This window comes from Pseudarthrobacter sp. NamE2 (genome assembly GCF_005796205.1).
Taxonomy (GTDB): Bacteria; Actinomycetota; Actinomycetes; order Actinomycetales; family Micrococcaceae; genus Arthrobacter.
In genome coordinates, this window is sequence record NZ_VAHN01000004.1 from 248,894 (window position 1) to 269,544 (window position 20,651).

18 protein-coding genes and 1 pseudogene are annotated in these 20,651 nt (G+C 60.1%); 14 read left to right on the forward strand and 5 right to left on the reverse strand.

The window, feature by feature from the left end; genetic code table 11:
• Positions 1-645 precede the first annotated feature (645 nt).
• A complete protein-coding gene (locus FDW83_RS07505; protein ID WP_138137062.1) occupies positions 646-2,100 on the forward strand; it encodes an oligosaccharide flippase family protein in 1,455 nt (484 codons plus the stop codon).
• A gap of 424 nt (positions 2,101-2,524) precedes the next feature.
• Here the strand turns inward: FDW83_RS07505 and FDW83_RS07510 are convergent, their stop codons facing one another.
• A complete protein-coding gene (locus FDW83_RS07510) occupies positions 2,525-4,027 on the reverse strand; it encodes a polysaccharide biosynthesis tyrosine autokinase (protein WP_138137064.1) in 1,503 nt (500 codons plus the stop codon).
• A gap of 502 nt (positions 4,028-4,529) precedes the next feature.
• Between FDW83_RS07510 and FDW83_RS07515 the strand changes: the two genes are divergently transcribed.
• Positions 4,530-5,564 carry a hypothetical protein gene (locus FDW83_RS07515; RefSeq protein WP_138137066.1) on the forward strand — a complete coding sequence of 345 codons (1,035 nt, stop codon included), beginning with the start codon at positions 4,530-4,532 and terminating at the stop codon, positions 5,562-5,564.
• A gap of 816 nt (positions 5,565-6,380) precedes the next feature.
• Here FDW83_RS07515 and FDW83_RS07520 read toward each other — a convergent pair.
• Positions 6,381-7,525, reverse strand: a protein-coding gene (locus tag FDW83_RS07520; protein WP_138137068.1) for an IS3 family transposase whose coding sequence is annotated in 2 segments (ribosomal slippage) — positions 6,381-7,249 and positions 7,249-7,525 — 1,146 coding nt in all. Because the reading frame shifts where the segments join, the coding sequence is not laid out codon by codon here.
• A gap of 1,066 nt (positions 7,526-8,591) precedes the next feature.
• Between FDW83_RS07520 and FDW83_RS07525 the strand changes: the two genes are divergently transcribed.
• From FDW83_RS07525 to FDW83_RS07535, 4 genes and pseudogenes are all read left to right on the forward strand, one after another.
• Positions 8,592-9,026, forward strand: coding sequence for a serine O-acetyltransferase (locus FDW83_RS07525; protein WP_138137070.1), 435 nt, complete (start codon positions 8,592-8,594; stop codon positions 9,024-9,026).
• 473 nt (positions 9,027-9,499) lie between these two features.
• A pseudogene (locus tag FDW83_RS07530) lies at positions 9,500-9,810 on the forward strand (thiamine pyrophosphate-dependent enzyme); the annotation flags it as partial.
• Between the two features lie 325 nt (positions 9,811-10,135).
• Positions 10,136-10,282 (forward strand): hypothetical protein, encoded by a 147-nt coding sequence (locus FDW83_RS19095; RefSeq protein WP_171027481.1) that lies wholly within the window; start codon positions 10,136-10,138, stop codon positions 10,280-10,282.
• Positions 10,283-10,604: 322 nt separating this feature from the next.
• On the forward strand, positions 10,605-11,828 hold the full coding sequence (locus tag FDW83_RS07535) for a MinD/ParA family protein (RefSeq protein ID WP_240720889.1): 1,224 nt from the start codon (positions 10,605-10,607) through the stop codon (positions 11,826-11,828).
• Positions 11,829-11,858: 30 nt separating this feature from the next.
• Here the strand turns inward: FDW83_RS07535 and FDW83_RS07540 are convergent, their stop codons facing one another.
• A complete protein-coding gene (locus tag FDW83_RS07540) occupies positions 11,859-12,323 on the reverse strand; it encodes an Lrp/AsnC family transcriptional regulator (RefSeq protein WP_138137074.1) in 465 nt (154 codons plus the stop codon).
• A gap of 160 nt (positions 12,324-12,483) precedes the next feature.
• On the opposite strand from FDW83_RS07540, the gene FDW83_RS07545 reads away from it, so the two are divergent.
• Genes FDW83_RS07545 through FDW83_RS07555 form a run of 3 tightly spaced genes read left to right on the forward strand, consistent with a single transcriptional unit; the run spans position 12,484 to position 16,314 of the window.
• Positions 12,484-13,728 carry a thiamine pyrophosphate-dependent dehydrogenase E1 component subunit alpha gene (locus FDW83_RS07545; protein ID WP_138137076.1) on the forward strand — a complete coding sequence of 415 codons (1,245 nt, stop codon included), beginning with the start codon at positions 12,484-12,486 and terminating at the stop codon, positions 13,726-13,728.
• Entirely contained in the window at positions 13,725-14,837 is a 1,113-nt protein-coding gene (locus FDW83_RS07550; RefSeq protein ID WP_138137078.1) for an alpha-ketoacid dehydrogenase subunit beta, read from the forward strand. The genes FDW83_RS07545 and FDW83_RS07550 overlap by 4 nt, the downstream gene beginning before the upstream one ends.
• Before the next feature lie 4 nt (positions 14,838-14,841).
• Positions 14,842-16,314 (forward strand): dihydrolipoamide acetyltransferase family protein, encoded by a 1,473-nt coding sequence (locus FDW83_RS07555; RefSeq protein WP_138137080.1) that lies wholly within the window; start codon positions 14,842-14,844, stop codon positions 16,312-16,314.
• A gap of 442 nt (positions 16,315-16,756) precedes the next feature.
• Here FDW83_RS07555 and FDW83_RS07560 read toward each other — a convergent pair whose 3' ends face one another.
• Positions 16,757-17,467, reverse strand: a complete 711-nt coding sequence (locus FDW83_RS07560; protein WP_138137082.1) for a TetR/AcrR family transcriptional regulator C-terminal domain-containing protein — start codon at positions 17,465-17,467, stop codon at positions 16,757-16,759.
• Between the two features lie 177 nt (positions 17,468-17,644).
• Between FDW83_RS07560 and FDW83_RS07565 the strand changes: the two genes are divergently transcribed.
• The 5 genes from FDW83_RS07565 (at position 17,645) to FDW83_RS07580 (ending at position 19,923) form a co-directional block, all read left to right on the forward strand.
• Positions 17,645-17,917 carry a hypothetical protein gene (locus tag FDW83_RS07565; protein ID WP_138137084.1) on the forward strand — a complete coding sequence of 91 codons (273 nt, stop codon included), beginning with the start codon at positions 17,645-17,647 and terminating at the stop codon, positions 17,915-17,917.
• Between the two features lie 236 nt (positions 17,918-18,153).
• Positions 18,154-18,405 carry a hypothetical protein gene (locus tag FDW83_RS07570; RefSeq protein WP_138137086.1) on the forward strand — a complete coding sequence of 84 codons (252 nt, stop codon included), beginning with the start codon at positions 18,154-18,156 and terminating at the stop codon, positions 18,403-18,405.
• Positions 18,406-18,413: 8 nt separating this feature from the next.
• Positions 18,414-18,728, forward strand: coding sequence for a hypothetical protein (locus tag FDW83_RS07575; protein ID WP_138137088.1), 315 nt, complete (start codon positions 18,414-18,416; stop codon positions 18,726-18,728).
• A 121-nt stretch (positions 18,729-18,849) separates the two neighbouring features.
• Positions 18,850-19,002: a hypothetical protein gene (locus tag FDW83_RS19100; RefSeq protein ID WP_171027482.1), complete on the forward strand. Its 153-nt coding sequence runs from the start codon at positions 18,850-18,852 to the stop codon at positions 19,000-19,002.
• 21 nt (positions 19,003-19,023) lie between these two features.
• Positions 19,024-19,923: a diacylglycerol kinase family protein gene (locus FDW83_RS07580; protein WP_138137089.1), complete on the forward strand. Its 900-nt coding sequence runs from the start codon at positions 19,024-19,026 to the stop codon at positions 19,921-19,923.
• A 52-nt stretch (positions 19,924-19,975) separates the two neighbouring features.
• Here the strand turns inward: FDW83_RS07580 and FDW83_RS07585 are convergent, their stop codons facing one another.
• The gene (locus FDW83_RS07585) at positions 19,976-20,230 is read right to left on the reverse strand and encodes a hypothetical protein (protein WP_138137091.1); all 255 of its coding nucleotides are present in this window, start codon (positions 20,228-20,230) and stop codon (positions 19,976-19,978) included.
• Positions 20,231-20,651: the final 421 nt, after the last annotated feature.

The following is a 20,651-nucleotide window of genomic DNA, read 5'->3' on the forward strand; positions in this document are numbered from 1 at the left end:
CGCTGATTGAGGCTAAGGGCAAGCCCGTCAATTTTGAGTTCGCACTGGATCAGCCACGCTGGGACCAGACTCCAGCATCTACTGCCATTAGGGAGGCAGTCCTGAGTGGCTCTCATGGGACGATGCTCAAGGAGATTTCTATGACAAAATCGCCCTATATTGCTATGCATATTCGGCGTGGGGACGTGGACCCAGCCATGATGGGTGGTGCAACTGGACAATCTCGATGGATTGATGAGGAGTGGTACATCTCCCTACTCCGACGAATACGACGGAACGCTCAGTATGCCGGACTGCCGGTAAGAGTCTACGCGCTCGGAACACCGAGCGACTTTCCTCTTCTCTCGCGTGAAGGCGTTACTCTTTGCCTAAATCGAAATCGGGATATCGATTTCATTGAGCTTTGTGGCGCGAAAATACTTGTCGTAGCTCCTTCGTCTTTCAGCTTTACCGCAGGACTCGCATCTCGGGGCGCTGTAATCGCCAAACATCCCTGGTGGCACCACGTACCTGACACGGGGGCATGGGTAAGAGCTGATTCAGAGGGACTGTTTAGCATGTCTGCCCTAGAGCGCGCTGTCGCTCAAACAAGCTGAACGCTATGTGGGCAACTTACAAGCGCTGAAGACATCAGGACGATCAGACATGACCACAGCTCGTCGGCTACTAGCGGGAGCCTCTTGGGTATACGGGGCGCAGCTACTGACGGTTCTTGCCCAGTTTGCCTATGCTGCCATAACGTCGAGGGCGGTGGGACCCGATGGATTCGGTGCCTATGCCGTTGCTCTTGCAGTCACTGGACTGGTTTCTCTTCTTGCTACGGGGGGGCTAGGCCAGACAATTTCCCGAATGAATGTTATGGACCAAGCCCGCATCCGGCCCTTGTTGACCTATGCACTGATACTGGGTGTTGTCTGTGGTCTCTTTTTGTTGCTGACTGCACCTTTTTGGGGATGGCTGTGGGGAGTTGAGTCATCGTCTAATCCGATTCGTTGGCTGGCTATAAGTTGCTCACTAAGCCCGTTTTTGGGACTAGCTACTGGGCTTCTGGCGCGCACCGGCAAATTTCGAAATCTGGCAATGATTACGTTGGGCAGCAACATACTGGGGATGGTCGTGGGCGGCCTTGCCGTCCTTCACTGGCAGACAGCGAGTTCGCTCGTTGTGTCCACATCAGTCGCGCAGATCATGACGCTGGTGGGGGCACTACTCGCAAGCGAACGGGGCCTCCTAGGTCTTTCCACCCTTCGGAAGGGACAGACAGACATTAGCTACAGTGGGAAGCTAACGTCTACCAACATGCTCTCGTATGTCACTGGCAATATCGTGAAGTTCAGTATGGTCAGAGGTATCGACGCGGCGAGCTTAGGACACTGGAATCGGGCAGAAGTACTTACATCTATTCCTATGCAACAGATACAGGCCGCCCTTATCCGCGCCGTTTATCCGGAATTTCGTCACGACATTCAAGAGTCGGATCGGGCAAAAACCGTTTGGACTGACATGCTCATCCTGGTGGCTGGCGCCTCTCTAATGCTGAGTGCCGCGGCATTAGTGCTTGTACCACCTGTTGTTCCATTGCTGTTTGGTCCTGGTTGGGAGACGGCGGCGTTATTGGCGGGTCCTTTAGCAATCGCCGGCGGTCTTCAAATAGTGTCTACACTGCTGGCTAGTGCAGTAGAAGCCTTGGGACGCTTCCGGTGGATCGTTTCGACGGAGGCTATACTAATCGGTCTCCAAGTTATTGCGGCCATTTTTGTACTTGTGACTCGGAACTTATGGGTTGCCGTCCTTGCCCTGGTCTTGACCAATGTGGTTCGCCACGGCTGGCATGTTTTTCTCTTGGGGAGACAAGGCTATCTAGACGTTCGAAGGCTTCTTGCCAATTATCTCTTTTTAGTGGGTATTTCCTTCATAGTTGCGCTCGCTCTTTGGTGTTCGCTCGAGCTTGTAAAGATGAGTAGCAGCTCGTTCGTCTATCTCATCTTAGCTTTGTTCGCGGCGTTTATCCCTATTTCTGCCGGTCTTGTTTTACGCGACAGACTTCCCATGGTCGTAATCGCACGCAAATACGGAATTCTCCCTCCATCACGCACATAGCGCCACTATGCGCTGTGTGCGATAGGCGCCGCAGCGCATACGCAAGGCATTTCAATGTGCACTATCGATGATTACAATTCCCGACAGGTTTCGCAGTTGCAGGTCATAGACGCAGGCGGACTACCTGAACGGATTGAGTGCTTGGCGTTGTGCCTGCGTGAAGCGATGTTTTACGTTGTGACGCCTAAGGGCGCCGTGCCTAGATTCACCTGGAATGAACTTGGCCTTCCGGATGCTGCTTTTGGACCAAAGCAGGGCGTGCGAAACTGGTTGAAACTCACGGATAGCTGCATCGGGCAGTCACGTGTACTGCTCCAAGGGCGCCAGCAACATGCATTGTTTGTGTGCGACCCGCATGAAAAACATATCGACGGATGCCTCGGGACGCGCTTCAATATCCATCAGTCGTCAGCAGACGGACCGCTTACTGTCGCTGCGGTCGCGGATGAGTTACAGCCCGTCGACTGCTCTCATCCCTTAGGATCCTGTCGAAATCGCACCCTACATCGTTGGTCTCGTGCATGTCACTCCGCCTGAATGTTGCAGCTTCATCTTGCAAGTCTTCAATTTCAGAAGGCGATCCATAACTGTAATAGCCGTAGGCGTATGCATCTGGGCCTTTAACTGGGATCTGATTTAGTACAATTCCGAGCACAGGCGCGTCCACCATGTCTAGCATCGTCATGGCCTTTTGCAGGTCTTGAACCCTCAATTTTTGCGATCCCGCCACCACGACAATTCCGCCTACATACTGTGAGAGCACTGCGGCATCCGTAACAGGAAGCAGAGGCGGGGCATCAATAATAAGCATGTCGAAGGACTGTTCCAGGCTGGCGATAAGCTGCCTCATTGCCCCCGACCCGAGCAACTCGCTCGGGTTGGGGGGGATGCGACCTGATGCAAGAACGAAGAGGTTGTCATTTCCCCAGGGCTGTAGGACCTCGTTCACGTCCGCGCTGCCTACAAGCGTAGTAGTAAGCCCTGCGGTTCGGTCGAGACCCAGGTATTCGCTGACCATTGGGCGACGAAGGTCGGCATCTATCAAGCAAACTGACTGCCCCGCTTGCGCTACTGCTATGGCTAAGTTCGTGGCGGTTGTGCTCTTGCCCTCGCCCGGCAACGAAGAAGTGACGAGTACCGTTTTAGCTTGGCGAGCAACGTTTGCGAACTGGAGGTTCGTCCGGAGCTGACGGAATGATTCAGCGCGAGGACTTTGAGGGGCGGCTTGTGTGAGAAGGGGTTTCCTTGAGGCGTCTTGATCGAAGGCGATGCCGCCGAGAAGGGGGGCGTCGGTTACACGACGCAAATCTGCTTCGCCACGTATGCGATTATCCAGCTTGGATCTAAGAATGGCCCCCCCAATGCCCAGCGCTGTGCCCGCGAGAAGTCCGAGCAAAAGGTTTAGGCGTGTGTTTGGCGCAGACGGACTCGTTGGAGCGGTGGCAGGCTTGATGATTGACAGGCTGACGGGCGAAGTGCCTGCAGCGTTGGGCTGCTCCAACTTGTCAACGGCTTTGATGAGACTGGCAGCTACCGCTTGCGCCAGGGCTGCTGACTGTACCGGGGAGCTGTCCGACACGGAAATGCTTATCAGGACAGTGTTCGGGTCAGTCTGTGCCGTTACCCTTCCGGACAACTCTTGGGAACTAATTGCTAAACCCAAAGAATCTATTGCCGGTTGGAGGACGATTGGGGAGTCAACGGTCTTTACGTAAGACTGTACGCGCGCTTGGCCAAACGTATTACCCTGCTGCAGTTCCTGAATTGATCCTGACCCCTGAATAGCAACAAACAGCTGCGTTTCCGCGGTGTACGAAGGTTTAGCCAAAATTGAAGCGCCACCTCCGATGAGAACGCCCGCAAGAACGAATGAAACAATCAAAATCCAGTTGCGGCGTAGGATTCGGAAGTAGTCGCGTAAGTCCAAGCCGGGGTCCCCCTGTGTCGATTCCTGTCGCCGCCGCTTGGTGGCGCCAGAACGCAATAAACGTGCGGTCCTGCCCATTGTACTCGGCGTGGCCAAGCGAGAAGGCTAGGGGTCTTGCTTGCGGCGCTCTAGGAAGTGCTCGTTGCGCTTAGGGTATCTTCTGCCAGCCCGCCCTATTTATACCTACGGTTACGTGGTACTAGTTGAACGCGGAAATGCCTTCGCTAGTACACTTCTCTAGACCGATGTCCACCTCTCGGTGCCGCCTTGACGGCGGGACATGCTTGCTTTGTGGACCGGGCCGGCCCGTCTTCCCGTGACGGTCAAGGGTTCCGAAGCTTCTCATTGAGACGTGCGTTCACTTGGCGGTGTTGCTTACCATGCTGTCGCTTTCGGAAGCCGGATATAGACCTTTACGACATCTCAAAAGCCTCTTAATGCTGTTCCAAGTGGAAGCGCTGATGTGTCTTCAAGTGCCCCCCGCAGCCATTAGGCTATGCCCATGACGAACTGGGTTTCTACATGGTTTTACACGCAATCGAAAACAGAGGGCGGTGAGTATGCCCAAGTTCGTGGCGATTCTTCCACTGAGTCATTTAGAGACGTCTATCGTCGCTGCGTAGGGGTGTTCTTCCTATCGGCGCGAAAAGCAAATCCGGACGCCGAATTAGTGCTTTACCTCAATGCGCCGTGGGACAAAGGTAGCAGCAAGGTGGCACATGAGGTGTGGCACTTGTTGCAACGACTCCAGGTGACCATAGAGGTGATTCCGTATAAACATCAGCCGCCCGAATCCTTCGCTAAATCTTGGAGAAACCAATTCTTCGTGATCGACGTTCTCGCCGACCTCGCGCGAAAAGTAGGGGAATGTGACGCGTGGGTTGTTTTAGACAGTGATATTGTGTGGTCTACCCAATCCACCGACAAATTGTGGCAAGCCTTACAAGAGCAAGGTATCTCCACCTATACGGTCGGATACGCTAGGTCGCAGCACATTAATGGGATGTCGATGGAGTTCCTAAAAAGTCTTGCTGGTAGTCTTAATTTGGATACCAAAGATCGTCTTGACTATTCGGGCGGCGAGTTTATTGGTGGGAATGGGTCATCCCTTAGCGATCTCATTGCCACCTCTGATGCAGTTTGGTCAGCGCTCATGGACCAGCATGCGTTGGACCAGAGCCTTCAGTTTGAAGAGGCCCATCTCCTGAGTCTTGTCTATGGGTTGTTGGATGTCGTCCCGGGACGAATGAATTTTTTCGTGCGCAGGCTGTGGACGCAGCCGTTCAAGTACCAGAATGTGTCCACAGATGACGAAAAATTGGCATTATGGCATGTCCCGGCGGAGAAGAAGTACGGCATCCGGCGGATATACCGGACAACTATAAGGGATGACAGCCGAGCTCTTGCGATGGACCCTGTTCAATGGATAAATTATTGTCGCAGGCAATTGGGTATCCCGAGGAACTCGTTGTTGAAGGTTGGGCGTGATACGGCCCGTGCAATTCGCTCGAAAAGTATCAAGCGTTTTGCGCGGTGATGCCTGCAATGCATGTTGATCGGCCCCCAGGTTGCATGAACGATAGCCAGGAGCCATTGCGGCCGGACGACGACGATTGATGGATTGTGATGCGATTCTGGCAGACTTCGAAAGCTTGACCTGGGAGCCTAGCTTTCAGGGGGGGTCGATTCGAACATGCCCCGAATGGATATGCATCAGTATGAGAGCAGTGAGGGGCTTGAAAAGTAAGCACACTACAATGTCTGCCGTTGGATATCCGGCAGTCGATGGTAACTCTAGGTCAGGTGCAATGAGCTCGTTGTCAGGCATAGCGATCGAGAAGGCGCGCCGTGCTTGAAGGCCAAATTTGACTCTCGGTTTCTGCAGCATGAACAGCCGTGATAAGCGCTGCCGCTGCCGGTGCCAAGCACCTCGCCAAACACGCGGGTTGCAATCTTGCCAAGCTGACTATCCACGGTTTGACCGCGGCAGTACCCTATGCGGAGTTAAGCGACGTGCACATCCATTTGGGACAGCCTCGCTTCGAATTAGATTTTCCAAGGGTTATTTGAATTGCAGCAACTTTGGGCTGCAGTGCCGGTTTTGCGGGTTGGCCCTTCCTTGGGATCCCCCGCCTGTTTTTTGCTCACGGCATTGTCTCAAATGCCACAATATTGCGAGGCCAAGGTCCGAATTAGGTCAAATCGCGGGTTTAGCGATACCAGCATTTAGTGGTCTCTCAGCACCGGCCACGACGCCTCCCGCTGGTCGCCGAAACCGGATTCATCTGACCGTTACACTTATCCGCATGGGGAGCTCATTTGGGACTGCCCCGGCTTTTGTTGACTCGGGGTATTAGGCCGCTGTGAGCGCGGTCCGGTTGATTGTTTCATATTCGACGGGCGTGAGTTTGCCCAGCCGTCTTTGCCGTCGCCGGCGGTGATAGGTCCGCTCGATCCAGGTCGTGATGGCCAGTCGGAGGTCCTGTCTGGTGAGCCACCGCTGACGGTCCAGGACGTTCTTCTGCAGCAGCGAGAAGAACGACTCCATCGCGGCGTTGTCCGCGCACGCGCCGACCCTGCCCATCGATCCGGTGAGCCCGTGGTGCCGGAGTGATTCGACGAAGCGGCGAGACCGGAACTGGGACCCCCGGTCCGAGTGCACCACTGTCCCTGCCGGACGGCGTGCCCGCACCGCGTTCTCTAGGGCGGCGACGGCAAGCGAGGACTTCATCCGTGTGTCCATCGAGTACCCGACGATCCTTCCGGAATAGACGTCCTTCACCGCGCAGAGGTAGAGCTTCCCCTCGGCAGTTGGGTGCTCGGTGATGTCTGTCAGCCACAGCTCGTTCGGCGCCGCGGCGGTGAAGTCCCGCTCCACCAGGTCGTCGTGGACCGGTGGCCCCGGCTTCCGGTTCAGGCCACGCTTCCTTGAGAAAACCGACCAGATGCCGTGGTCCCTACACAAGCGCTGGACCCTGTTCTCACCCGCTACGATGCCCATCTCCGGGAGCTCGTCGGCGATAAACCGGTACCCGAACGCCGGGTCCTCGGCATGGATGTCCCGGGCGGCGTTAACCAAGTGCGCGTCGGCCCACTCCCGTTCCGTCACCGGACTGGCCCTCCACCGGTAATAGCCTTGCTTGCTAAACTTCAACACCCTGCAAGTCACCGCCACGGGAACGCCGTCGGCGGCAAGATCCGTGACCAGCGGGTAGATCATTTTGGGTTGATATCCCTGGCAAGATAGGCAGCAGCCCGGCGCAGAATCTCATTCTCCTGCTCCAACAACCGGTTCCGCTTCTTCAACTCCCGCATCTCGACCGACTCCGCAGCTGCTGGGCCAGCCCCGGATTCTTTACGTTCGGCGATCGCAATCCAGCGCTTCAACGTCGTAACCGAAAGCCCGAAATCCTTCGCAATCTGCGCCAGCGGCGCCTCACCCTTGCGGGCCACATCAATAACGTCCTGGCGGAACTCCGCCCCATAAGGCGTGGGCATGGTCAACATCCTTCCACGAGCACAAGCTCGGTAGGTCAAGGAGTCAACAAAACCCGGGGCAGTCCCTTTCGGCGCTTCTGGCTCAAAGTCAAGCCTGAAGCGTGTCCGCGGTGAGCGGCGCGAGTCGGTCCTGTCCAAGGTTCCCGTCAATGTCCAACAAACGGGCCTAGTTTGTATGCCGCCCCCGACCTCTGGGCCACCTACCGTGCCTCACTAGCTGCCTATCCTGAAACGTCATGTTGCCGTTGTCTGGGCGCTGCTAGGCGCAGCGTTCGCTGGCATGGCTGTCACTGCCCCCGGCCTGCCGCTGCTGGCCTGGCAGCGGTTCGGACCCCCTGACAGCTCACTCCTACCGTCTGAGCATGGGATCAAGGACGCCGCATGATACGGACGAAAGTTGGCCCGGACAACGCCAGCCTCATGCTTCCGGCGCGCCCGAACGGGCAGTTAGCCATATGGTTCCATCGTCACGCCGGCGATGCCGAGGACATAGTGTCTAGCGGACGAATTGACCGTTTGCATGACGCGCTATTCGAACGCATTCCCTAGCCGGTTCGGATGCCGCTGGCGCTGCCTGGGGCAACCCTGCATCGGTGACAGCCTATGCCGAACTGGACCGATGGGCTTCGGCACAGACAACCGTGACGGATCGCGTCCTTATTGGGCTGTCCATGGGCGGGCTCCCGTCCCTTCAGATGATTGATGACCTGCGTGCCCGGGCACGGATCGGAATCTATCTTGCGTGCAACCTCGAGTCAGTGGCGCACCGCTTCCAGACAGTAGCGACCGCTTGGGGCTTGGACGACTGGGAGCCGACCCAGGTTACAGGCGTGAGTCCAGTCGACCTAGCCAGCACTGCCGGCGTTGACATGAGCTTCTTCCATTCACCGTGCGACACTGTTGTTCCCCAAGGACATCAACACCGACCTGTGTGTTGATGCTGCCAAGGCGGCCGGAGACAAGGTGAAAGTAGTGAGCACTTCTGGAGAGCAATGCAATCAATCCGGTTATCAGCCTGCGAAGGTGCTTGAGTTCCTCGCGGCGGATAGGCCCTAGGATTGTGGCCATGGGCCTCATCACAAAGTTGCTGCCGTATCGAAACACACCTGGTCTTCGCCGCGTCATCCGCGAAGTCCTTTACTTGTACGGTTGTGACATACCCCCGGAAGTAAAGTTCGGGAAGAACACGGAGATTGTTCACCGCGGCATTGGCCTTGTAATTTACCCGAAGGTGACTATCGGTGACAACGTCACGATCTACCACGGCGTTACCATTGGCCGCGCCATCCGATCGGGCGATATTGGGGAGACGGTGATCGGAGACGGAGCCGTGTTGTCAGCGGGTGCTGTGATCACGATCGGCCCCGAGGGTCGGAAGATTGGCGCCGGGGCGATCGTCGGCGCAAATGCCGTGGTAACTAAGGATGTCCCAACTGGCGAGGTTTGGGGCGGCGTTCCAGCCCGAAAGCTGGAGAAGCACCGCCCTATCCCCGTACAGTGAATACCACCTCTAAAGGCGATCATCCAACTTGTGCCGTCGCTGAATACTCGGCTCACCACAGGAAGGCCCGATGTTTGTTGTAGGCAGCGCCAGCATGTCTTGTTAGCCGGCATGAACACGTTCACGTTCAGAACGCCGTGTGTCCACAGCTAGCTAACGCGTATCCAGTACTCAAACTCTAGGCACGGCGGTGTATCCAGCATCTCCAGGCTGGGACTGCAACTGGTCAAGGATCAGCCGGCGCACGTCGTGTTGTCCACGGCGCAAACCAGCAGGATCACCTCGAAGTCGCCCGTGCACAAGTGCGTTTTTGTGCACCTCGGGGATGGCCGGGAGGAGACCCCGAGAGGTGTACGACAGGCGTCCTAATTCAGTGCCACGGAGGCGGATGACTTCAGCCCGGCCTTAATTAAATCCACCACTGCCGTCAATTGGGGGAGGATGCCACCAGAAGTGCGCCCAGAACTCCGCCACTCGTCCGGCAGGGCCGCATGGCCGTTACCCCTCTAGCCACGGCCAGGAAGCCTGCCAGGTGGCCGCCGCCCTGTGCCTGTCCGACGGTGACTGGATGTTCCCCACCTACCGCGACGCCGTCGCCGTGATGACCCGCGGCGTGGACCCCGTGCAGGTGATGACCATCTTCCGCGGGGACTGGCACGGCGGATACGACCCCCTCAGGCACAAGGTGGGTATCCAGAGCACCCCGCTGACCACCCAGCTGCTGCACGCCGTCGGCGCCGCCTATGCCGCCAAGCTGCGCGGCCGGGACACTGTGGTGCTGTCTTCCACCTGCCCGTCTCTGAGTCGCGTAACAAAGCAATTGACTTGATCAAACCTTGAGGTTGTGTTTTGTAGCATCACGGCATGGGGAGATACGGGGCCACGTACGTCGCGCGGTACTCACGACGGGAGCTAAAGCAGCGGAAAATAAGGGTACTTTCCTATTACATGCTGAGTGCCCTGGCAGTCGTGACGGTCGTTGTTGTGGTGATGGCCCTGCGAGGCTAAAAGCCGCAGGCATTGCTCCTGCTGTTAACGTGACTTGTCATTGCTTCGGTCACGTGGTTAGGTCATGGCGATGGGGATCACTGTGACCGATGGAGGCTCTTGTGGCTGTATCCGACTTTGCCCTGGCGCTTTGCGCACTCATGGGCACCCTGCTGGTTCCCTTCTTCGTGCTGTACCAGATGCTGCGGCTTAAGCGCCGAGCCATCCGAATCGACGCGCCAATAGCGCCGGAAGGTGACCGCCGCTAGCCATGCCGTACGTCGACATCAACCCCCACAAAGGCCGGCCCAAGTGGCAAGGCTACGCCGTGCTGGCCATACTTCTGGTACTCACAGCAGCCGTTGTGACAGCTGCGTTGACCCGCGTCTGAGCAGGCGTGTTCCCTAAACCCCATAGACTTACTGTTTGAACAGTGCCGCAGAACCTTTTGCCGAACGTCCTGGGGGGACATACATGCCCGATCCGGCGGATCAGAACGCACGCGCCCAAGCAGAGGACGCAGGTCATCTTCGCCGACGTCGTGACCTTCGTCGCGCCGACGGTGAGCTGACGGATGTCCGGACAGGAACCATGCCAGTCGTAACACCCTCCGAGAAGTCCGAGCAGTCCAACGCTGAACAACCGGTCACCAGAAGAACTTCCTGGGCTGAGGCCGCGGCGGCAGCGGATGCAGCAAAACCTGTTACTCACGTCCCTGCCCCCACACGACCGCCAGCCTCCTCGCAGCCGGAGGCCGCAGGAAACACAGCCTCCACACCGGACAGCGTCGCAGAAGAAGCCTCCCCGCCGTCAGGTGAATCTGGCGAAGCTCCCGCATTCCGCCGCAGCAAACCCACTGTTGCCGACACCATCGCAGACAGCCCCATGCCGGACTTCATCAGCTCTCCCGGACTGTTTGTTAAGGAACAGAAGCCGCGGCCCGTCGGCGGGTTCCGTGGTGCGCTGTACAAGCTGACCGGCGGAGCCTGGAACCTGGGCCCCGGTCCAAAGCAGCGCCAGGAAGACGAGCTGGCACGCCGCATTTCCCGGCAGCTGCAGGGCAGCTACAACACGGCCATCCTCAGCCTTAAGGGCGGCATCGGTAAGACCTCCACGACCGTGGGTGTGGGCCTCACCCTGGCTGAGTACCGCGGGGACGCCCCCTGCGCCATCGATGCCAACCCGGACTCCGGTGACCTGGTGGAGCGCGCACTGGGTGAAGGCATCTACCAGCAGTCCAGCCCGCGCAGCATCACCGACCTGCTGAAAAACATCGACTCCATCGACTCCCTCACTGCGCTGGCCCGCTATATGCACCACGCCGGCCGGCTGCACCTGATCGCGGGGGAACAGGACCCCGAGGTCTCCGACTCGTTGACGGCCGAGGAGTACCTGCGGATCCGCAAGCTGATCGGCGCCTACTATTCAGTGGCGTTGACCGACTGCGGCACCGGCGTCACGCACAACGCCATGAGCGGGATCCTGCAGTCCGCGGACAACCTCGTCATCGCGGCCGGCTACGCCGTAAGCGGTGCCAAGCGTGCCCGCAGCACCCTGCATTGGCTGGCCAGCCACGGCTACGAGGAACTGGCACGGAACGCCATCGTCGTCATCACCGACAAGGACGAGGTCTCTTCGCGCGTGGACAAGGATGCCATCGAGGAGCACCTATCCGGCATCTGCCGCGAACTCATCGCCGTCCCGCATGACCGCGGCGTCGCCGACGGTGACCTGGTCACCCTCGACGTACTGAAGCCCGAGACCAGGCGTGCCTACAAGGAAATCGCAGCAGCCATAGTGGACGGGTACCGGTAGGGCGTTACCCTTGCAGGCGGGGCAAACAAGTCACCGCGTATCCACATCCTCAAACACCAGGAACGTCTGCGTGTCCAGCACCCCCGGCATGGATTGCAGCTGGTCGAAGATGACCCTGCGCAGGTCGATGTTGTCCACGGCTCGGACCAGCAGGATCACATCGAAGTCGCCGCCCACCAGGGCAATGTGGTGCACCTCAGGGATGGCCGCGAGGAGGTCCCTCAGCTCCCGCCAGGCATCCTGCTTCAGCTTCAGCGTCACGTAGGCGGAGGACTTCAGCCCCGCCTTGATCGGATCCACCACCGCCGTGAACCGGGACAGCACCCCGTCAGAGGTGAGCCGTGCGATCCGGGTATAGGCGTGTGCCCGGGAGATGTGGACGTTCTCCGCCACCTGCGTCACGGACATCCGGCCGTCCCGGGTGAGCTCGGCAATGATGCTCCGGTCGATCTCGTCCAGCGGCGCCGGCTCCGTTCGGGCATCCTTTGCTGCCATTTTGTCCACAACCCCTGCCCGTAACCCAGCTCACAATTACAAATCGTCTTTCAGTCTAGGCAGCTGACAACAACTTCTCCACGATTCCCGCAGGTGCTGGATACGAAACCTGCCGCGGGTCAATACTGGGAAGGAATAGTGGCTAGAGAAGGACGGACCAATGACGATCTCCGCGAACCACGCCGCGCCCGGCACCGCAACGCCGGACCAGGCACACCAGGAACCACCTGAAAACGCCCTCACCGAGGCAGTGAAGAAGTTCGGCATCACGGTTGAGGACTACATGCTCCCGGCCCGGCACCTGATCCAGATGGTGGCCCCGGACGGCACCCTGAACCCCAAAGACCAGCAGGGCACCGAACCCGGCCACGAATACCCCCTGCCCGGCGATGAGGAACTCCTGGCAGCGTACGAACAGCTCGTCGTCGGCCGCCGCGTCAACGACCAGAACTCCGCACTCGTCCGGCAGGGCCGCATGGCCGTCTACCCCTCCAGCCACGGCCAGGAGGCCTGCCAGGTGGCCGCCGCCCTGTGCCTGTCCGACGGGGACTGGATGTTCCCCACCTACCGCGACGCCGTCGCCGTCATGGCCCGCGGCGTGGACCCCGTGCAGGCGATGACCATCTTCCGGGGCGACTGGCACGGCGGGTATGACCCCCTCGAGCACAAGGTGGGCATCCAGTGCACCCCGCTGACTACCCAGCTGCTGCACGCCGTCGGCGTCGCCCACGCCGCAAAGCTCCGCGGCGAGGACACCGTGGTGCTGGCCATGTGCGGCGACGGCGCCACCAGCGAAGGCGACTTCCACGAAGCCCTCAACTTCGCCGCCGTCTTCCACCTGCCCGTCATCTTCTTCGTCCAGAACAACAAGTACGCCATCTCGGTGCCGCTGGCACACCAGTCCGTGGCGCCGTCGCTCGCGCACAAGGCCGTGGGCTACGGCATGGCGGGCGAACGCGTGGACGGGAACGACGTCGTCGCCCTCCTCGCCGTCCTGGACCGCGGCGTGAAGCTGGCCCGGGAAGGCTCCGGCCCCCTGCTGGTGGAGGCGCACACCTACCGCATGCAGGCCCACACGAACGCCGACGACGACACGCGTTACCGGGAAAGCGCCGAGGTTGCGGAGTGGCGGGCCAAGGACCCGGTCACCCGGATGCGCACGTACCTCACCGGCCGCGGGCTGCTGGATTCTGCGGGTGAGGAGCGGATCGCTGCCCACGCTGAAGCTGTGGCGCGCACGCTGCGGGAGGGCCTGGGCGAGGACGTGCCCGTGGACCCGCAGGACCTCTTCCGCCACGTCTTTGAGAAGCAGACCCCGCAGCTGAAGGAACAGTCCGCCATGCTCGCCGACGAACTCGCCCGCGACGCAGCAGCCACCGCATCATCCGAGGAGGCCGGCAAGTGAGCCCCACCATCACCACCTCGTCCGAGGCCAACGGCAACGTTTCCGCCGCCACCGCCCGGGCCGCCGCCTCTGCCGCGGCATCCGCTGACGCGTCCGGCCCGCAGCCGGTCACCCTGGCCAAGGCGCTGAACACCGCCCTGGTAGACGCGATGTCCGCCGATTCCTCCGTCCTGGTGTTCGGCGAGGACGTGGGCACCCTGGGCGGCGTCTTCCGCATTACCGACGGGCTTACCGCCACTTTCGGGGAGCAACGTTGCTTCGACACGCCCCTGGCCGAGTCCGGGATCGTGGGCATGGCCGTGGGCATGGCGATCAATGGGATGCGCCCCGTGATCGAGATGCAGTTCGACGCGTTCGCCTACCCGGCGTTCGAGCAGATCATCAGCCACGTGGCCAAGATGCACAACCGCACCCGCGGCATGGTCAAGCTGCCGCTGGTGATCCGGGTGCCGTACGGCGGCGGCATCGGGGGAGTGGAGCACCACTGCGACTCCTCCGAGTCCTACTACGCCCACACCGCCGGCCTGAAGGTCTACACCCCCGCCACAGTGGCCGACGGGTACCGGATGCTCCGCGAGGCCATCGACTCCGACGACCCCGTCGTCTTCATGGAGCCCAAGAAGCTGTACTGGTCCAGGGACGTTGTGGACCTTGCGTCCCTGCGCGCCTCCTATGAGGAAGGCACGACGGCGGGACTTGGCACCGAGGGGCGCGCCGCCGTCGCGCGTCCCGGCACTGACGGGACGTTGATTGCGTACGGCCCGTCCGTTCCTACGGCGCTTGCCGCCGCCGAGGCGGCTTCCTTGGAGGGGCGTTCCCTGGAGGTCATTGATGTGCGGACGCTTGTTCCCTTTGATGATGCGACTGTGTGTGAGTCTGTCCGGAAGACCGGGCGGGCCGTGGTGATCGCCGAGGCCCATGGGTTCGCGTCCGTGTCCTCCGAGATCGTGGCCCGGGTGCAGGAGCGCTGCTTCCACTACCTGGCCGCGCCCATCCGCCGCGTGACCGGGTTCGACGTGCCGTACCCGGCACCCAAGCTTGAAAAGTACTACCTGCCCGGCGTGGACCGCATCCTGGACGCCGTGGATGACCTTCAGTGGGAGGACTGATTGTATGAGCGAGACGCGCGTATTTTTGCTGCCGGACCTGGGGGAGGGGCTGACCGAGGCTGAGCTGGTGACGTGGCATGTTTCGGTTGGTGACACTATCTCCGTGGACCAGCCGATCGCCGAGGTGGAGACGGCCAAGTCGGCTGTGGAGGTTCCTTCTCCTTATGCGGGGGTTGTGGCGGAGCTGCACGGGAAGCCGGGGGAGACTATTGATGTCGGGAAGCCGCTGATCTCGGTGACGCCAGTTGGTGCCGTGGTTTCTGAGGCGCCTGAGCCTGCTGACCCTGTGGTTGAGCCTGCCGAGACGGAGTTGGGTGAGCCTGTCGATGAGCCAGCGGAGACCCACGGAGCCCAGTCCTACCGGGAAGAAGAGAAAGCCGGCTCCGGCAACGTCCTGATCGGGTACGGAACCCCGGGCAGCCATGGTGTTGCGCGGCGAACCCGCGCCCGGAAGTCCTCCGTAGCGGTGGTTGACTCTGTCGAAACCAAAGAAACCGCCAAGGAGGAGGAGCTCGCCCTCCTCCGCACCCGCGTCCCCGGCAAGCTGGGTGCGGTGATCTCCCCGCTGGTCCGGCGGATGGCGAAGGAACACGGCGTGGACCTCGGCGAGCTGCACGGCTCCGGCGAGAGCGGCCTGATCATGCGCCGCGACGTTGAGGCAGCGATCCATCCGGTGGTTGAGCCTGTCGAAACCAGGCCTGCCGAAACCCCGGTGGTTGAGCCTGCGGAAACCAAGCCTGCCGAAACCCCAGGGCGCGACCCCCGCACGGGCCTTGCCATTTCCTCTCGCACCCCTGTCCGAGGGGTGCGCAAAGCCGTGGCCGCAAACATGTCCCGCAGCCGTTCGGAAATCCCCGAGGCAACGGTGTGGGTTGACGTCGACGCCACGGCACTGGTGGAACTCCGCGAGGGCATGAAAGCCAACGGGGCCGATGTTCCCGGCCTGCTCGCGTTCATCGCCCGTTTTGTCACAGCCGGGCTAAAAAAGTACCCGGAGCTGAACACGAGGATCGAGACCGCGGAGGACGGGTCCCAAGAGATCGTCGGATTCGACGGCATCAACCTCGGCATCGCCGCCCAGACAGACCGCGGCCTTGTGGTGCCCTCCGTCCGTGACGCGCAGAAGCTCAGCGCTCGCGAACTGGACGTGGAGATCCGCCGGCTGACCGACGTCGTACGCCAAGGCAAGGCGACCCCCGCGGAACTGGGCAGCGGCACGTTCACGCTCAACAACTATGGGGTGTTCGGCGTGGACGGCTCGGCGGCGATCATCAACCACCCGGAGGTGGCCATCCTGGGCGTCGGCCGGATCATCGACAGGCCGTGGGTGGTCAACGGCGAACTGGCGGTCCGCAAGGTTACGGAGCTGACCCTGACCTTCGACCACCGGGTCTGCGACGGCGGTACCGCGGCCGGCTTCCTCCGCTTCGTAGCGGACGCCATCGAAAACCCCACCACCCTCCTCGCCGACCTCTAGCTGGCCACCTGGAGCTTTGCCCAGATATGCAGACTCAAACCGCACGAGACCTGCATATTCGGAAAAAGCTCCTAAAGGCGGCTTAGGGACCGGCGGCTGATGCTTGGCTGCTAGCGCCGCGGTAACTGATCAGTCGTTGGACCTCATGTTTGCGATCCCGAGCAGGCGCGCCGCTGGCTGGTCCTTGGCGAAATCACCCCCGTCATTGGATGCTTCGTTGATAGTCAAGAGCGTCCCCTTAATAGCAGAGCTTGTGGGGACACTCCAGGAAGCCGTTGGGTTGGACGGAAGCGAAATCGGGCTGCGGCAGAGCGTTTCCGATGGTGGGTCTGAAGGCTAGGCAGGCCGTGACGCTGGGGTCTCCTTCCGCGCAAAACCCGCAGCGTCCCACAACCCTTGCTTTTCGAGACCTCTTACGTTCCCGTTGCTGTAGCGGGCGTTGTCAGGCTACGGGTTTTGGGTGTGGTCCCGAGAGTTGGGCGGCCAGGCCGGACAGCAATATACCGAGACCTTGGTCGAGCTCAGTTTCACCGTTGTAGTCGGCCAGGACCGGCCCGAGTGCGCGCAGGCGCGGGAACTCCTTTGCGGGCAGGCGGTGCAGGCCAAGGCGCAGGATGGCTTCGTTCTCGTCTGGGTCCACGATGAATTCCTGGAGTTCGTTCAGGATGTGCCCGTAAAGGAATCCGTAATACGCGCGATAGACATGGAGGGCGTCGGCGGGGGCGAAGCCTGCCTCGATGAGCAGGTCAAGTATTTGTTCGAGAGGCCGGAGCGCTGCCAGTGGACGAAGGCCCAGCGGAGTGGACAGGGGTCTGGTGACCAGCAGAGGCACGACGTTGGGATGGCGCAGGGCAACGAGACGCAGGTCATGGGCCATCCGGCGCAGCTGGGTTTGCCAGTCCACGTCATCGGCAAAGACCGTGAGCTCGTCCAGGACCGTTTCGGTGACGCCGTCCAGCAACGCAGCCCGGCTTGCTGCATAGCGGTACAGGCTCATAGGGTCACGCCCCAATTCCTGACCCAACCGGCGCATAGTCAGCGCATCCACACCTTCAGCGTCGACCAGTTCCAGCGCGGCGGCGAGCACAACTTCCCTGCTCAGCCGGGCCTTGCGGGGCGGTGGAGCTTTGGGCGCTTTTCTTGTTAAAGCCATGGTGAGCCGTTTCCGTTGATTGCTATAGGCCCACTCACAGTCGGAATGCGCGCGCTTGCTACTTCAGTAGTCTACGCGTAAAGTCTACAGCGTAGAGAAGGTGCCGACATGGTTTCAGTAAAGGGATCACAGTTTGCATAGCCGTTCAGGCTGCTCACATCACCCAAGGAGAGCCAAATGACGACTCAAACCCAGCCCGAGCACTCGAGTTCTGTCCGCAACGCCAACGACATTAAGATCTCAACCCGGACCCTTGAGTTCGCTGTCTACGTCGCGGCGGTCATCGCCACGATCATCACCGCGGCAGTTGTTGGAGACAATGCAAGCGAAAACGGTGTGGATGTTTTCAACGCCAACGACGCCATGCAGTACATCACCTGGCTCACTGTCGGCCTGATGATCGCCCGCGGCCTGGCCAAGGCTGGCAACCGCACGCACAACCACGCCTAAACAGCCGTTACCGGCACCGTCCGGGTAATGGTCGATTCTGGCGCAGCATCAGGACCTGTTGCTGCGCCAGAGCCGTCTGCTTCACCTGAATCACCTGCTTCACCTACGTTTAGCCCGCCGAAGCATCGCCATCGCCTTGCTTCGGCCAATACTCCCGATGTCCCGTGCAAGGCATCCGGGGTACCATCCGCTGTAGCCCACGGCGGAAGTTCTGCACCGTAGTGAAAAGAGCCACCGTGGCACATTCACAGTTCGACCAGTTTCTCAGCGAAGCCACCTGTCCCAACCAGGAATCCGATTCGACTCTGGAGGGCGATTCCTTCTATGGCCTGTACACCAGCTGGTGCTGCCTCTCCGGCGAGGTCCCCCGGTCAGAGCAGGCCTTCTGGACCGCCATGACCCAACGGATCACTCCCGGCCAGTGCCTGAAGATGAAGGGACCGGCCGCTGCCGACTACATCCTTTACAGCTACCAGGCAGTGGTCTGACCCGCGCAATGACCACAATCCCGGGCACGTACATTCCCCGTGATGCGCACCAACCACGGGGAAAGCAGCCCTGGTGCGCCGGATGCGACACCGATGCCTTCCTGTCGGTTGAAACCCCCGCCGTAACCGACCGTCAAACCGGCATCCTGGTGATCGCCCTTCACTGCTCCAACTGCCGCCTGTCCAAGGTATTCGACACCACGGCAGAATACATCGGCATACTCGCTCCCCGTCCGCCAAAGAACGAGGATACGGATCAACGCAGAAAAAGCCATTCCCGCTGGCGCGGCCTGGGCAGCCCTGCACGAGGACGTAGTCAGTGACGTCATCCGAAACCTAACTGGCCACGGCGGTCACGCGCCCCGGGTAATTCGAGCGAGCACCGTGGCCTATTTACTACCGCCCAGGCAAGACGCCTGCGGCAGACTCAATGAAGGATCAATCATGACGAACAGCCCTTACAACCAAGCAGACATCACCATGGACGCTGGAATTCCCGCCGGTATCGACACCTTCGACCTCACACCGCAGGGACTCGCCGACGCCCCGGCCCACGAAGAGGACTTCGACAGCATTGTTCACACCGGAAACAGCTAGTCCAGAATTACGGAGCGCGTCGTGAGCACTGTCCGGACCTTCGACTCGATTGTCGTGATCTTCAACCCCAACAGCACCGGGGATGCCCCCAGACTCGCTGAGGAACTTCAAGCCGCCCTTGCGGATCTGGTTCCCTACACGGTCGATATCTCCCTTCGACCTACCGCCCATGCAGGCCACGCGGTCGAACTGGCGCGGGAGGCAGCCAACGGCGGCAACAACGTGCTCATTGTCTCCGTCAGCGGGGACGGCGGCTATAACGAGGTTGTGAACGGCGTCATGCAAGCCGGCAACCCCAACGCCGTCTGCGCTGTGAAGGCGGCAGGAAACGCCAACGACCACCGCAGGACTACCCGCACCCAACCGCTTGAGGCAGCAATCGCCGGCGGCAAGGTCCGGCGTATTGACCTGCTGAAGATGACAACCGGCGGAAGCGAAAACGCTGCAACAGAGTACGCCCACTCCTACATCGGGTTCGGTCTCACTCCGGTCATGGCCATCGATCTGGAAAAAGGCAGTAAAGGCGCCTACAAAGAGATGTTCTCCGTGATGCGCACGTTCTCAAAATTCAAACCCTTCGAGATACGGCTAGAGAACGGCAAACGACGCAAGTTCGACAGCCTCGTCCTGGCGAACATCGCCCAGATGGCCAAGTACGCCACCCTCAGCGAAGCCGACGCCGCCGCCGCGGACGGCAAGTTCGAAGTCGTGATCTTTCCCCACCGCTCCAAGCTCCGCGTGCTGCTGACTGCCCTGCGGGCCACCATCCAGGGGCTGGGCGACCAGCCCAGCGTGAGCAGCTACCGGTTCACAACCCTCAAACCCATCCCGTACCAAATCGACGGAGAAGTGAAATCCGTCGACGCACATACCCCGGTCACAGTTACCTGTGCACCGGCTGCCCTAGCAACCCTGGGGTAACCGCTACGTCAGAGTGGCGCACGTCGAAACGACCCGCCAGCATGGTTTTTCATCACCCCAAGCACCTTCTTGTTGCGTCAGGCCAGGCAGTAATGCCTTCCATTAGCCACTTCATGATCAACTCATCAAGAGCAACGTCGAGGGGTTCGAAGTCGAAACAAGAGGCGGGCAACGCCTCATAGATAACGGCGTCGAATTCGAAGGGGTCGTAGCGGCCGCCGTTGTTCCAGTACAGGATCCAAAGGCCGATCAGGGCTACGGCTTTCGCCCGAAGCAGCTCTCTGGCTACATGGCGTAAGTCCCTCATAGCCAAAACTTGCTTCTGCTACCCGCGCCCAACAAGTCCCGGGAGGAGACTGGACCCGGGACTTGCCTTCAGGTCTCATGCCTGTGTATCCAGGGGCTGGTATGGCTGCTTTTCCGTCGCTGCCTTTCCGGTCAACGTCTATAAGCCAGCTCATCGGCTTTGCTGCTGGATCCAGGAGACATAGGAAGTGTACTTACTAAAAAAATAGTAACCATGCTTATTATTGCATTAGTGCTGGTCCAGCCCCAGCAGTTGACCGCAAATGAAAGAGAGCATGATGACGGAAAATCAGTGGACCAACGTCGCCGGGTCCTCATCGCCGGATACGGAATTCGACACGACCGGAACATCCCCGGCCGCCCCGCATGCAGCAGGTGACGGCCAGGTTTCCAAGAAGGAGGCGGCCAAGGAGGAAGCGTCG